Annotated in this window: 13 protein-coding genes; 7 read left to right on the forward strand and 6 right to left on the reverse strand. The window is 66.3% G+C overall.

Annotated elements, in window-relative coordinates; all coding sequences use genetic code 11:
• The first annotated feature begins 5 nt into the window (after positions 1-5).
• On the forward strand, positions 6-656 hold the full coding sequence (locus OXR00_RS08360) for an alpha/beta fold hydrolase (RefSeq protein WP_267387773.1): 651 nt from the start codon (positions 6-8) through the stop codon (positions 654-656).
• Positions 657-733: 77 nt separating this feature from the next.
• On the opposite strand, the gene OXR00_RS08365 is transcribed toward OXR00_RS08360, so the two are convergent.
• Both OXR00_RS08365 and OXR00_RS08370 read right to left on the reverse strand, forming a co-directional pair.
• Entirely contained in the window at positions 734-979 is a 246-nt protein-coding gene (locus OXR00_RS08365) for a hypothetical protein (protein WP_267387774.1), read from the reverse strand.
• 8 nt (positions 980-987) lie between these two features.
• Complete coding sequence (locus OXR00_RS08370; RefSeq protein WP_267387775.1) at positions 988-2,136, reverse strand: glycerophosphodiester phosphodiesterase; 1,149 nt, start codon at positions 2,134-2,136, stop codon at positions 988-990.
• 74 nt (positions 2,137-2,210) lie between these two features.
• Between OXR00_RS08370 and OXR00_RS08375 the strand changes: the two genes are divergently transcribed.
• Genes OXR00_RS08375 through OXR00_RS08385 form a run of 3 tightly spaced genes read left to right on the forward strand, consistent with a single transcriptional unit; the run spans position 2,211 to position 4,694 of the window.
• Positions 2,211-3,131 carry an XdhC family protein gene (locus OXR00_RS08375; protein WP_267387776.1) on the forward strand — a complete coding sequence of 307 codons (921 nt, stop codon included), beginning with the start codon at positions 2,211-2,213 and terminating at the stop codon, positions 3,129-3,131.
• A complete protein-coding gene (locus OXR00_RS08380; protein ID WP_267387777.1) occupies positions 3,118-3,711 on the forward strand; it encodes a nucleotidyltransferase family protein in 594 nt (197 codons plus the stop codon). Before OXR00_RS08375 ends, OXR00_RS08380 begins: the two co-directional genes overlap by 14 nt.
• 11 nt (positions 3,712-3,722) lie before the next feature.
• Complete coding sequence (locus tag OXR00_RS08385; protein ID WP_267387778.1) at positions 3,723-4,694, forward strand: quinone oxidoreductase; 972 nt, start codon at positions 3,723-3,725, stop codon at positions 4,692-4,694.
• Between the two features lie 164 nt (positions 4,695-4,858).
• On the opposite strand, the gene OXR00_RS08390 is transcribed toward OXR00_RS08385, so the two are convergent.
• The 4 genes from OXR00_RS08390 to OXR00_RS08405 form a co-directional block, all read right to left on the reverse strand.
• Complete coding sequence (locus OXR00_RS08390; protein WP_242147743.1) at positions 4,859-5,077, reverse strand: hypothetical protein; 219 nt, start codon at positions 5,075-5,077, stop codon at positions 4,859-4,861.
• A gap of 241 nt (positions 5,078-5,318) precedes the next feature.
• Positions 5,319-7,103, reverse strand: a complete 1,785-nt coding sequence (locus tag OXR00_RS08395) for an AMP-dependent synthetase/ligase (protein ID WP_267387779.1) — start codon at positions 7,101-7,103, stop codon at positions 5,319-5,321.
• A gap of 80 nt (positions 7,104-7,183) precedes the next feature.
• Positions 7,184-8,932 (reverse strand): gamma-glutamyltransferase, encoded by a 1,749-nt coding sequence (gene ggt / locus OXR00_RS08400; protein ID WP_267387780.1) that lies wholly within the window; start codon positions 8,930-8,932, stop codon positions 7,184-7,186.
• Positions 8,933-8,976: 44 nt separating this feature from the next.
• Positions 8,977-10,026, reverse strand: a complete 1,050-nt coding sequence (locus OXR00_RS08405) for a quinone-dependent dihydroorotate dehydrogenase (protein ID WP_267387781.1) — start codon at positions 10,024-10,026, stop codon at positions 8,977-8,979.
• Between the two features lie 446 nt (positions 10,027-10,472).
• Here OXR00_RS08405 and OXR00_RS08410 point away from each other — a divergent pair, with 446 nt between their 5' ends.
• The 3 genes from OXR00_RS08410 to OXR00_RS08420 are packed head-to-tail and all read left to right on the forward strand — an operon-like array spanning position 10,473 to position 12,696.
• Positions 10,473-10,937 (forward strand): SUF system Fe-S cluster assembly regulator, encoded by a 465-nt coding sequence (locus OXR00_RS08410; protein WP_242148276.1) that lies wholly within the window; start codon positions 10,473-10,475, stop codon positions 10,935-10,937.
• Positions 10,937-12,409 (forward strand): Fe-S cluster assembly protein SufB, encoded by a 1,473-nt coding sequence (sufB, locus tag OXR00_RS08415; RefSeq protein WP_267387783.1) that lies wholly within the window; start codon positions 10,937-10,939, stop codon positions 12,407-12,409. Before OXR00_RS08410 ends, sufB begins: the two co-directional genes overlap by 1 nt.
• Positions 12,406-12,696 carry a hypothetical protein gene (locus OXR00_RS08420; RefSeq protein WP_267387785.1) on the forward strand — a complete coding sequence of 97 codons (291 nt, stop codon included), beginning with the start codon at positions 12,406-12,408 and terminating at the stop codon, positions 12,694-12,696. Before sufB ends, OXR00_RS08420 begins: the two co-directional genes overlap by 4 nt.
• The last annotated feature ends 50 nt before the right edge of the window (positions 12,697-12,746 follow it).

The raw sequence follows: 12,746 nt of genomic DNA on the forward strand, positions 1-12,746 counted from the left end.
CAGAAGTGCCGCGCGGTCTGTTCGGGCTGGCCGAACTGCTCGCCGCGCGCACCCGGCTGAAGACGGCACCGCGCGGTGACGGGCGGCCGGTGATGATCCTGCCTGGCCTCGTCAACACCGATCGTTCCAATGCGCTGCTGCAACGATTTCTGCGCACGCTCGGTTACCGCGTCGACGGCTGGGGGCTGGGCCGCAACCTCGGCACGAAGGCGATCGGGCGCGAGGGCGAGGTGCTGATGGAGCGGATCGCCGCGCTTCACACCGAGACGGGCGCGCCGGTGACGCTGATCGGGGTTAGCCTGGGGGGTATCATGGCGCGGATCGCCGCCCACCGCGCCCCCGATCTGGTGCGCGAGGTCGTCACGATCAGTTCGCCTTACGCCGGTTCCGCGCGGGCGACCAACGTGTGGCGGCAGTTCGAGTTTTTCACCGGCGACCGGCTCGACGACGAACATGTCGTCGCGCAGGCGGCACTTGCCGCCACCCCGCTGCCGGTACCGGAAACCGCGATCTGGAGCCGCAGCGACGGGCTGGTCGCGGGCGAGATCTGCCACGCGCCGGGCTCACGCTCGATTGAGGTGCGCAGTAGCCATATCGGCGTGCAATGGCGCGCCGAAGTAATGCTGGCGGTGGCTGGCATCCTCGCCGGGAAGTAGCCGCCGCTCGCCTGCGAGATGACGCGCGCCGACACCGATATGCGTGAGAAGCGCTGCGCCCGCAGCCTGACAGCCGATCAGCAATTCTGCCCGTGTTGGCGGCGACATTCGTTGGCTTCGCGGCGGCGTTCGCGGCCCTCCTTCGCTTCCTGCTTGCGCATCTTGCGACCGTAGTTGCGATCTGCTTCCGATTGGCTGGTGGTGGTCCAGTCGACTGCTTTGGACGTGATCCGCACCGGCGCGGTCACGATATGCGCGACCGTGCTGACACAGCCGCCCGCCAGGAGGGGAACCAGAGACACACACACCAACAGCTTACGCATGACCAAACCTACTCCCCGGCGGCGGCTCGTCGCGCCGATGCCCCGATATCGGGGAAGTCGGTGAAGAAGCCGTCGATACCCAGATTGATATAGTGCTGAATTTCGTCGGAAAGACGGCCATGCGTGGCTGGCGTGGTGCCAGTGCGGAAGCTGGGGATCAGGAAATAATTCTCCGCGCGGAACGTCCAGGGGTGCAGCCGCAAGCCTGCCGCGTGTGCGTCCGCCACCAGCGTGGAAGGCGTATCGTCACCGTGCTGGATCATGTCGAGGCCAGGGCCGACGCCATAGGCGTAGGTTGCGATCTGCTTCAGCCCGTCAGGTGTGGCCATCGCCGCATAGGAGGGCGCCGCCTTGTCAGCGGGACCGCCGCGCGCATCCATCAGCTGGATCAGGCGGATGCCGGTGAGCGTGTGGATGTGCTTGAGGTTGTTCACTTCGAACGACTGGATGAACACCGGGTCGGTCGGCTTGCTCCATCCCGCCTTCTTCAACTGTGCGACCAGCTTGTCGTCCATCGGCAGCCCGATCGAGGCGAAATAGCTCGGATGCTTGGTTTCGGGATAGATGCCGATCCTGCGGTGCAATTCCTTCGTCCGCCGCTTGGCGAGCGCGATGATCTCGTCGAGCGTCGGCACCTGGAACTGGCCGTCATATTCGGCATTGCCGGGTCGAAGCTGCGGCAGGCGTTCCCTGGCGCGGAGCGTCTTCAGCTCGGCCAGCGTGAAATCCTCGGTAAACCAGCCGGTGTGGCTTTCGCCGTCGATGGTCTTGGTGGTTTTGCGGGCGGCGAACTCCGGGTGCATGGCGACGTCGGTCGTGCCGGTGATGTCGTTCTCATGCCGCGCGACGAACACGTCATCCTTGGTCAGCACCAGATCGGGTTCGATGAAATCGGCGCCCTGTTCGATCGCCAGTTGGTAGGAGGCGAGTGTGTGTTCGGGACGGTATCCGCTCGCACCACGGTGGCCGATCAGGATCAGCGGGGCCTTGGGATCGAGGCGCGGCACCGTCGCGGTCTGCGCGCGCGCCGTGACCGGCGCGAGCAGCAACGCGGCCGCGGTCGCGACCATCCGCCACGAAAAGCGTGTCTTGCGCGGCGCGAGGCCGGAAACCATCATCATCACAGGCGTTGTCCCCATCAAGGCGGCGCGTTCCATGCGCATCCGCGCCATGCAACAGGATCATGACAGCTTGAAGATCAACGCGACCGCCAGCCGCCGGAGACATGCGCATGGCCGATAACGACTCCGTCCTCGCCGCCGCCACGCAGTGGAAAGGTGCGCCGATGGCGCTCGCAACCGTGGTCTCGACCTGGGGCTCGGCACCGCGCCCGCGCGGCAGCCACATGCTGGTCCACGCCGACGGCCGGTTCGAGGGATCGGTGTCGGGCGGTTGCGTGGAAAGCGACATCCTCGCCACCGCCGCCGAGGTGATCGCCGGCGCACCGTTCGCGCTGAAGGAATATGGCGTGGCGGACGATGCCGCGTGGGAAGTCGGCTTGCCGTGCGGCGGGCAGATCGCGGTGATGGTGCAACCGGTCGGCGCCGAGGGGTTCGATCCCGAACTGTTCGACCGCATCGCCGAGGCGCGCGATGCCGGCGATGCGCTCGCCGTCTCGACCGATCTCGACACCGGCCAGTCGAGCCTGCGCACGCTGGAGGGCGCGGCCTTCGTCAACCGCTACGATCCGCCGCGCCGGCTGCTAATCGTCGGCGCGGTGCAGATCGCGCAGGCGCTTGCCGGGCTCGCGCGCGAACTCGGCATTGCCGCCACCGTGATCGACCCGCGTGCGCGCTTCCTCACCGCCGAACGCTTTCCCGGTGTGACGCTGGACGACCGCTGGCCGGACGAGGCGATCGAGGCACTCGGCCCCGGCCCGTCGACCGCAGTGGTGACGCTCAGCCACGACACCAAGATCGACGACCCCGCGCTGATCGCCGCGCTCGCCCGGCCGACCTGCTATGTCGGCGCGCTCGGCTCGCGGCGCAGCCACGCCGCCCGGCGCGAACGGCTGGCGGCGGCGGGCGTCGCGGCGGCAGACCTCGACCGGATCGAAGGCCCCGTCGGGCTCGACATCGGCGCGATCGGCCCGGCCGAGATCGCGCTGTCGATCGCCGCCGCGATGGTTGCCGCCTTCAATGACAGACGGTGACCGGCTGACGCCCGAGCGCACCGCGCTGGTGCTGCTCGCCGCCGGCCGCTCGTCGCGGTTCGGCGCGGCCGACAAGCTTGCCGCCGACCTGTTCGGTCGGCCGCTCGGGCTACACGTCGCCGCCACGCTGGCGCCCCTGCCCTTTGCCGCACGCATAGCCGTGTGCGGCGGTACCGCACCGGACTATGCGGCGCACGGCTTCGAAATGCTGTTCAACCCACGCGCGGCTGAGGGCGCCTCCACCTCGGTCGCGCTCGGCGTCGCGGCGGCACGGACGCACGGTTGCGATGCGGTGCTGATCGCACTCGCCGACATGCCGTGCGTGACGACCGCGCATATTCAACGGTTGTTCGATGCGAGCGATAACGCGAACACGGTCGTCGCGTCGAGTGATGGCGTGCGACTGTCCCCGCCCGCGCTGTTCAGCGCAGCCCATTTCGACACGCTTGCGAGCCTGAGCGGCGATCAGGGCGCGCGCGACCTGATCCGCTCCGGTCGGCACATCGTGACGCGTGCCGACGAGCTCATCGATATCGATACCGAGGCGGACCTTGCCGCCCTGCATCACATAACCCGCTAGGAGGACGAACCATGGCCCGTACCGCATATATCGAGCGCACCGGCGGCCCCGAGGTGATCCAATGGCACGACGTCACGCTGGCCGAACCCGCTGCCGGCGAGGTGCGGATGCGCAACACCGCGGTCGGGCTGAACTTCATCGACACCTATCATCGCGGCGGGCTGTACCCGATCGACATGCCGAGCGGCCTTGGCACAGAGGCGGCGGGCGTCATCGAGGCAGTCGGTGCGGACGTGACGGATTTCGCACCCGGCGACCGTGTCGCCACCTTCGGCCCGACGCGCGGCGCCTATGCCACCGCCCGCAACCTGCCGGCGCGCGATCTGTTCAAGCTGCCGACGCACATCGACGATCGCACCGCTGCCGCGCTGATGCTGAAAGGTGCCACCACCGAGTTCCTCGTCGAACGCTGCGCACGGGTTGAGGCCGGCCAGACGGTGTTGGTCCATGCCGGCGCCGGCGGGGTCGGGCAACTACTATGCGGTTGGCTCAAGGCGATCGGCGCGACCGTGATCGCCACCGTCGGCACGCAGGAGAAAGTCGCCACTGCCAAGGCCGCCGGCGCCGACCACGTCATCCTCTACCGCGAGGTCGATACCGCCGAGGCGGTGCGCGTGATCGTGCCGGACGGGGTGGCGGTGACGTTCGATGGCGTCGGCAAGGCGACGTGGTCAGCATCTTTGGCGGCAACGACGCGGCGCGGGCTGGTGGTCAGCTACGGCAACGCGAGCGGCGCGGTGGACGGGGTCAACCTCGGCCTGCTCGCGCGCAGCGGTTCGCTGTTCATCACGCGCCCGACCCTGTTCGACTATTACGTCACGCCCGAGGAGCGCCGCGCCGGCATCGCGCGCGTGTTCGAGATGCTGTCGCAAGGCGCGATCGCCGCCAACATCGGCCAGACCTTCGCGCTGGAGGACGTCGCCGACGCGCACCGTGCGCTGGAGGCCGGCAAGACGCAGGGATCGACCGTGCTGCTGCCGTGAGGATGGTGGCCGGAGTCGAACGCGCATAAAAAAGGGCCCGGCAACACGCCGGACCCTGAGGTTCTGTCCAGGGAGCACCCGGAACGACTCATCCCGTCGCAACGGGCATACGTCAATATAGCGTCGTGGCCGGTGCGGCGAAAGGCCGCGCCGGCCACAAACGATTACATCGCGTTCGACATCGTCGCGTTGGAATCCATCGCGTTGGAGCCCATCATGTTCGAATCCATCATGTTCGAATCGTCGACAGTGGTCATGTTCGAATCTTCAACGACGGTGTCGTTGGTGACCATGGTGTCGTTGGTGGTGTCGGCCTTCGGCGAGCAAGCAGCTGCGCCCAGAACAGCGACGGCGATCAGCGACATCGTGACGAACTTCTTCATGGACGTTTCTCCCATCGTTGGCAGGCCTTTGCCTGGGCAACTGTATTGCTACCCCCCGGCCCTGAATGTCCGAGGGTCTTATGCGGCCAAGGAAACACGATTGGTAGGGGAAATCGCAACCTGTGTACGGCAGTGTCGAAGCGATCCGCCCACATTTCGTCGCAAATCTTCCGGACCTCGCCCCTTTTTGGCCGAGTCGCGACGATACCACTCGTGTGTGGCGGATCGTGAAATGTCCGGTTCAGCCGCGATACAGCCCGTCGAGCCGCTCGCCGTAGACGTCGCGCAGGACGTGCCGGCGGATCTTGAGCGAGGGGGTTAGCTGCTCGTTCTCGATGCTGAACGGCGCCTCGGCCAGTACGTAGCGGCGAATTCGCTCGGTCACTGACAGGTCGCGGTTCACCCGCTCCACCGCCTGGCCGATGATCGTGCGATATTCGCTGTTCTCGGCCAGCCGGGTAAAATTGCACGGGTCGCCGTTCATCGCGCACCATTGCTGCGTCCACTCGGGGTCCGGCACCAGCAGCGCGACCATATAGGGTTTGCGATCACCGTAGATCATCGCCTGCGCGATTTCGGGCTGGAGCGTCAGCATCCCCTCGACCTTTTGCGGGGCGACGTTCTCGCCTTTGTCGTTGACGATAATGTCCTTCTTGCGATCGGTGATCTTGATGCGCCCGCGTTCGTCGATCAGGCCGATGTCGCCGGTATGCAGCCAGCCGTCCTGCAACACGCGCGCGCTTTCCTCCGGATTGCGCCAGTAACCGTGCATGACGAGTTCGCCGCGCACCAGGATTTCGCCGTCCTCCGCGATCCGCACCTCGGTCGCGTCGAGCGGCGGACCGACCGTGTCCATCTTGAGCCCCGCCGCCGGGCGGTTGCACGACACCACCGGCCCGGATTCGGTCTGCCCATAGCCTTGCAGGAAGGCGATGCCGAGCGACTGGAAGAACACGCCGACTTCGGGCGTGAGCGGCGCGCCGCCCGATACCATCGCCTTGATCCGCCCACCGAAACGCTGCGCGACTTTGGGCCGGAGCGTGGCGTTGAGCAGCAGGTCCATCGGCTTGTCGAGCACTGTCGATGTACCTTGATACCGTTTGGTGCCGATCGCCTGTGCCCGGTCGAGCAGCCACGGTGCGATGCCGCCCTTCTTCTCGACATCCTTGGTGATGCGCGCGCGCAGCACCTCGAACAGGCGCGGCACCACCACCATGATGGTCGGGCGCACCTCGGCGATGTTCGCGGCGAGCTTTTCGATGCCCTCCGCATAATAGATCTGCCCGCCGAGACCGATCGGGAGATGCTGGCCGGCGGTATGTTCATAGGCATGGCTGAGCGGCAGGAACGACAGGAACACCTCGTCGCCCCAGCTGAAATCCTCGGCGATGATAGCGGAGGTGCCCGCGACGTTGTGCAGGATCGCGCCGTGGTGCTGCATCACCCCGCGCGGCGCGCCGCCGGTTCCGCTGGTGTAGATGATGCACGCGGTGTCGGCGCGGGTCGCGCTCGCCACGATCGTTTCGGGCGCGCTGGCATGATCGCGGATCAGCTCGCCCCAGCGGTGGAAGGCGAGCGTCCCGGTTTGGCCGGGGCGCACCTCCTCCATGGAGATTACCGTGCGCATCGTGCTGGATCGGATCACCGCCGGCAGCAGCGCCTTGGCGAGCTTGGCGCCCGACACGATCACCGCGCTCGCACCCGAGTTTTCGATGATGTGCGCGTGATCGCGTTCGGTATTGGTGGTGTAGGTCGGCACGGTGATGCAGCCGGCCGCCATGATGGCGAGATCGCTGATGCACCATTCGGGGCGGTTTTCCGCGACCAGCATCACGCGGTCACCCGGCTTCAGCCCGATCCCTTTAAGCGCGGCGGCAAGGCTGGCGACCTGCTCCGCCGTCTCACGCCAGGAGATCGCTATCCAGCCGCCATCGCGCTTGTACCACAAAAACGGCGCGTCCGACTTTTCCGACACCCGCGCGAGGAACATCGCCACGACATTCGGAAAATGTTCGAGCTTGCGCATCCCTGCTCCCCCGCGACCGCTTGATCGGGCCGCTTTTATACCTACCCCTGTCGCGCCGGGACGTTCCGTCCCCGGCGTCATTATTCGTGCGCGCCGTTCAGCTCGTTGCTGCGCCGCGCGATCTGCGTGACGGTGCCGTCGGTCGTGACCGCGACGCCTTCGCTACGCGGATCGGCCGCGCCCACCCAGGCACCACCGACCCGCTCGATCGCATTGGCCTTCAATCCGAGCGGCCCGACCTTCACATCCTCGCCGAGCGCCTGGAGTGCGGGCACCATCGCCTCTAGCTCGGTGCCGGCTTCCGCGACCGCGCTCTTGCCCGGCGCGTAAAGCAGTCCGGTTGCGATCGCCTCCTGCGCGGACATCTTCCAGTCGATGACGCCGATGATCGCCTTCGCCACCTGCGCGATGATCGTCGAACCGCCGGCCGCGCCGATCGCGAGGCGGACCTTGCCGTCCGGACCATAGACGATGGTCGGCGACATCGAACTGCGCGGCCGCTTACCCCCCTCGACCCGGTTGGCGACGAGATAGCCGTCCTTCTCCGGCACGATGTCGAAGTCGGTCAGTTCGTTGTTGAGCCAAACACCGTCGACCGAAATGCCTGATCCGAAATAGCCGTCGATCGTGGTGGTGACCTCCACGACGTTGCCGGCGGCGTCGGCGGTGGCGAGATCGCTGGTGCCGGGTACTTCGCTCAACGGCGCGCGGATACGCTTTGGCGCGCCGGCGGGCAGGCCGGGCGCGATCGTGGCGAGGCTGTGATCGGGCGAGATCAGCGCGGACCGCTGTGCGATGTACTTCGCGGCGAGCAGCCCGGCGATCGGCACCTGCACATAATCGGGATCGGCAACGTACATGTCGCGGTCGGCATAGGCGAGCCGTGAGGACTCGGCGAAGAGATGCCATGCCGCCGGCGACGCCCGGCCGAGTTGGGCAAGGTCGAAGCGTTCGAGCTGCTTCAGGATCATCAGCACCGAGATCGCGCCCGACGAGGGCGGCCCCATGCCGCAGATCTTGTAGCCGCGATAGGTGCCGCACACCGACGCGCGATCCTTGACCTGATAGGTCGACATATCGCCGAGCGTCATCTTCGAGCGGTTGCGCTCGGCGGTGTTGACGGCGGTGACGATCTTCTGCGCCTCCGGGCCGGTATAGAAACTCTCCACCCCGCGCCGCGCGATGGTGTCGAACAACGCCGCCTGCTCGGGGTTCTTGAACGTCGAGCCGGTCATCACAGCATGACCATCGGGGGCGAACATGTGCGCGCGGCCCCATGCCTCGACATGGCGGCCGTAGAGTTCGAGGCCGTTGTGCATCCGCGCCGACACGATGAAGCCGTCGCGCGCGTATTTGATCGCTGGCGCGAACAGCGTCGCCCACGGCAACTTGCCGTAGCGTTGGTGCGCGACCGCCATCATGCGCAGGTTGCCGGGTACGCCGACACTGCGCCCGCCCGGATAGGCATCCTTGAAGCTGAGCGGTTTGCCGTCGTCGCCGTAGAACCATTTGGCATCGGCGGCGTGTGGCGCCGCCTCACGCCCGTCCAGCGTGATGGTCTTGCCGGTTTTGGCATCGTGATAGACCATGAAGCTGCCACCGGCGATGCCGGAGTTCTGCGGCTCGACCACGTTCAACACCAGCATCGTCGCGATCGCCGCGTCGGTGGCGGTGCCGCCTTGCTTGAGGATGTCCGCCCCGGCCTGCGCAGCGCGCGGATCGGCGGCGGAGACGATGCCCTGCTTCTGCGCGGGCGACGGCGCAACCGGGCCTTTCGCGAGCAAAGGCGTAGGCAGGAGCAGGGCGAGCGCGACCAGTGTTTTCTTCATCGGGTACGAAACGTAACGTACTCGGGCGTACGCACAACCCGGTTTCAGCCCTTGCCGACCGCGTCCGCGACATTTGCGAAGCCGTCGCGCGCGAGGATCGCCGAAAGTTCGCGGCACAGCCGGCGTGCGAGTCCCGGTCCTTCGTACACCAGCGCGGAATAGAGCTGCACTAGGCTCGCACCCGCCAGGATGCGGCGATACGCCTCCGCCCCGGTCGCGATACCACCTGCCGAGATCAGCGGCAGCGCCCCGCCGGTCGCCGCGCGGAAATCCGCCAGCCGGGTGCGCGCGAGCGGCGCGAGCGGCGCGCCCGACAGCCCGCCGGTCTCGTCCCGATTGGATGAGGTCAGCCCGAAAGGCCGCTCGATCGTCGTGTTGCTGACGATCAGCGCATCAATACGGTGCTCGATCGCGGCGCGCGCGATTGCGTCGATCGCCGCCCGGTCGAGATCGGGCGCGACCTTCAGGAACAATGGCGGCTGTCGTCCCGGCAAGCGTCGTGCCGCATCGGCGGCGGCGAGCAGTTCGGCGAGCGCGGCCCCATGTTGCAGATCGCGCAGGCCGGGCGTGTTGGGCGAGCTGATGTTGATGGTGACGTAGTCCGCCACCGCCGCCGACTTGCCGACGCCTAGGACGTAATCGGCGATGCGGTCGCTCGCGTCCTTGTTGGCGCCGACGTTGATGCCGAGCACGCCGCGCCGCTTCGCCTTGGCTGCACGCGGCAGCGCCGCGTCAATGCCGCCGTTGTTGAAGCCCATGCGGTTGACCACCGCCTTGTCCTCGACCAGCCGGAACAGGCGGGGCTTGGGGTTGCCGTCCTGCGGCAGCGGCGTCAGCGTACCGATTTCGACGCTGCCGAAGCCCAGCCCGAAGAACCCGTTGATCGCCCGCCCGTTCTTGTCGACACCCGCCGCGAGACCGAGCGGGTTGGCGAAATCGAGCCCGGCAATGCGCGTGGCAAGGCGTGGATCGCGGCGCGCGCCACCGAACGGAGTACCGAGCATACCCCATGCGGCAAGGGCGTCGATCGTCAGATTATGCGCGCGTTCGCCGTCGAGCGCGAACAGGACGGGCCGTGTGGCGGAAAAGATCATAATGCCTGATGGCACTGCCGGCACCGACCGTCAAAGCCGGAAGATCTCACCAAAATGGAGGTTTTATCGGCGGTGGGCTGTTGCGGAACGACGGGTGTCACCAAAACCGTCGCTTTCGTCCGCGACACAGCCGCGCGGTTCTGCTCAATGAAAAGCGCGACCCAAGGGGCCCTCTGACCAGGGTTCCGCACCTTCATGGCCTGGACGGACCCCGTCCGGGCCACTTTCTTTATAGGTCGTGTCACACCGCCGCTGCGTTCATGGTCGAACCCGCGCGCCTGACCCATGCCCGCAACTTCTGACAAGCTTTTTCGCTGCGACGTTTGTTGTCCGCGCGCGCAGGCTATCAGCCAACCAAGAACTCTCTTCGGGTGGTTGACGTGAGGGCGCTTCGCGACCACATGCTCAATCGGAACGAACCGCTCCGATTTGAGAACCGCTCGCAAATGCGCCTTTCCAGCCTTGCCGATTATGCCGTCGTGATGATGACGGCCGCCGCGCGTCGGTGTGGCGGTGCGGGTCGTCTCAACGCGACCGTACTGGCCGAGGAGACCGGTCTGCCGCTGCCGACCGTGCAGAAGCTGGTCAGTAAGCTCTCCGCCGGCGGCCTGATCGAGAGCACGCGCGGCACCGGTGGCGGCTTTCGCCTGTCGCGCCCGCCATCTGCGATCACGCTTGCCGAGGTCGTCGAGGCGATCGAAGGGCCGATCGCGATGACCGCCTGTGTCGAATCGCGATCGCATGACTGCCAGATCGACGACAGTTGCAAGATGAAGCCGCACTGGAACGCCGTGAACGGCGCGGTGCGTGGCGCTCTGGCGAACATCAGCCTCGCCAGCCTGACACACCCGCCGCAAGGCACGGCCGCTGCCGAAGCGTCCGACGCGAATGACCTGAGGATCGAAGCATAATGGCCACCCGCAACGCAGACGCCTTCGCCGCTGCAAACAAGACCTACGAATGGGGTTTCAGCTCGGACATCGAGCAGGAATTCGCCCCCAAGGGGCTGAGTGAGGCAACCGTGCGCTTCATCTCGGCCAAGAAGAACGAGCCCGCGTGGATGCTCGACTGGCGGCTGAAGGCCTATCGCCATTGGCTGACCATGCCGTCGCCCGATTGGGCCAAGCTCGACATCGCCCCGATCGATTATCAGGACGCCTATTATTACGCCGAGCCGAAGGCCAAGCCCAAGCTCGGCTCGCTCGACGAGGTCGATCCCGAGATCCTGCGGGTCTACGAGAAGCTCGGTATCCCGATCGAGGAGCAGAAGCTGCTGGCGGGCGTCGAGGGCGGCACGCCGCCGCGCCGGGTCGCAGTGGATGCGGTGTTCGATTCGGTTTCGGTAGCCACCACCTTCCGCAAGGAGCTTGAGGCGGCGGGCGTGATCTTCCGCTCGATCAGCGAGGCGATCCGCGAATATCCGGAGCTGGTGAAGAAGTGGCTCGGCCGGGTCGTGCCGATGCATGACAATTACTTCGCGGCGCTGAATTGCGCGGTCTTCTCGGACGGGACGTTCGTCTACATTCCCGAAGGCGTGCGCTGCCCGATGGAATTGAGCACCTATTTCCGCATCAACGCCGAGAATACCGGCCAGTTCGAACGCACGCTGATCGTCGCCGACAAGGGTGCGTATGTGTCGTATCTCGAAGGCTGCACCGCGCCGATGCGCGACGAGAACCAGCTTCACGCCGCTGTGGTCGAACTCGTCGCATTGGACGATGCCGAGATCAAATATTCGACCGTGCAGAACTGGTACCCCGGTGACGAGAACGGCAAGGGCGGCATCTACAATTTCGTCACCAAGCGCGCACTGTGTCAGGGCGCGCGCAGCAAGGTGTCGTGGACGCAGGTCGAGACCGGCAGCGCGGTGACGTGGAAATACCCGTCGTGCGTGCTCAACGGCGAGAATTCGGTCGGCGAATTCTACTCGGTGGCGGTCACCAACAACCGCCAGCAGGCCGATACCGGCACCAAGATGATCCACAACGGCAAGGGTTCGCGCTCGACGATCGTGTCGAAAGGCATCTCGGCGGGGCGGTCGGACAACACCTATCGCGGGCTGGTGCGCGTCGCCGCCGGCGCGGAAGGTGTGCGCAACTTCACCCAGTGCGATTCGCTGCTGCTCGGCGATCAGTGCGGTGCGCATACCGTGCCGTATATCGAGGTGCGCAACCCTAGCGCGCAGATCGAGCATGAGGCGACCACCTCCAAGATCAGCGACGACCAGCTGTTCTACACGATGCAGCGCGGGCTGGATCAGGAGGCGGCGGTGGCGCTGATCGTCAACGGCTTCGCCAAGGAAGTGCTGCAGCAACTGCCGATGGAATTCGCGGTCGAGGCGCAGAAGCTGCTCGGCATCAGCCTCGAAGGCTCGGTCGGGTGATGATGCTCGCCGTGGCGCTCCTTACCGCGCAGGCTGCCGACGTACCCGCCGATGTGGTGGTGACGGGCGAGCGGTTGCGCCGGTTGCGCGTCCACGCCGCAGTCGCGCGCAACGGCCGGTTGCGCGCTTGCGAGGTGACGATCTCCGGCGGCGACGCGGCGATCGACCGGCAGGCGTGCGTCAGCACGCGCGATTGCATGGCTAGCGGCCAGCGCGCTGGCGAAGCGCTTGCAAACTGCGTCGATGGGCAACTGATCGCCTTCGTGCGTGCAGGAGCGGCGGGATGATGGCCTGCCCCGTATCGAACATTTCATCCGTCGAAACCGACGTTCACGAT

Origin of the sequence: Sphingomonas sp. GC_Shp_3 (assembly GCF_026540945.1) — a bacterium.
Classification (GTDB): Bacteria; Pseudomonadota; Alphaproteobacteria; order Sphingomonadales; family Sphingomonadaceae; genus Sphingomonas.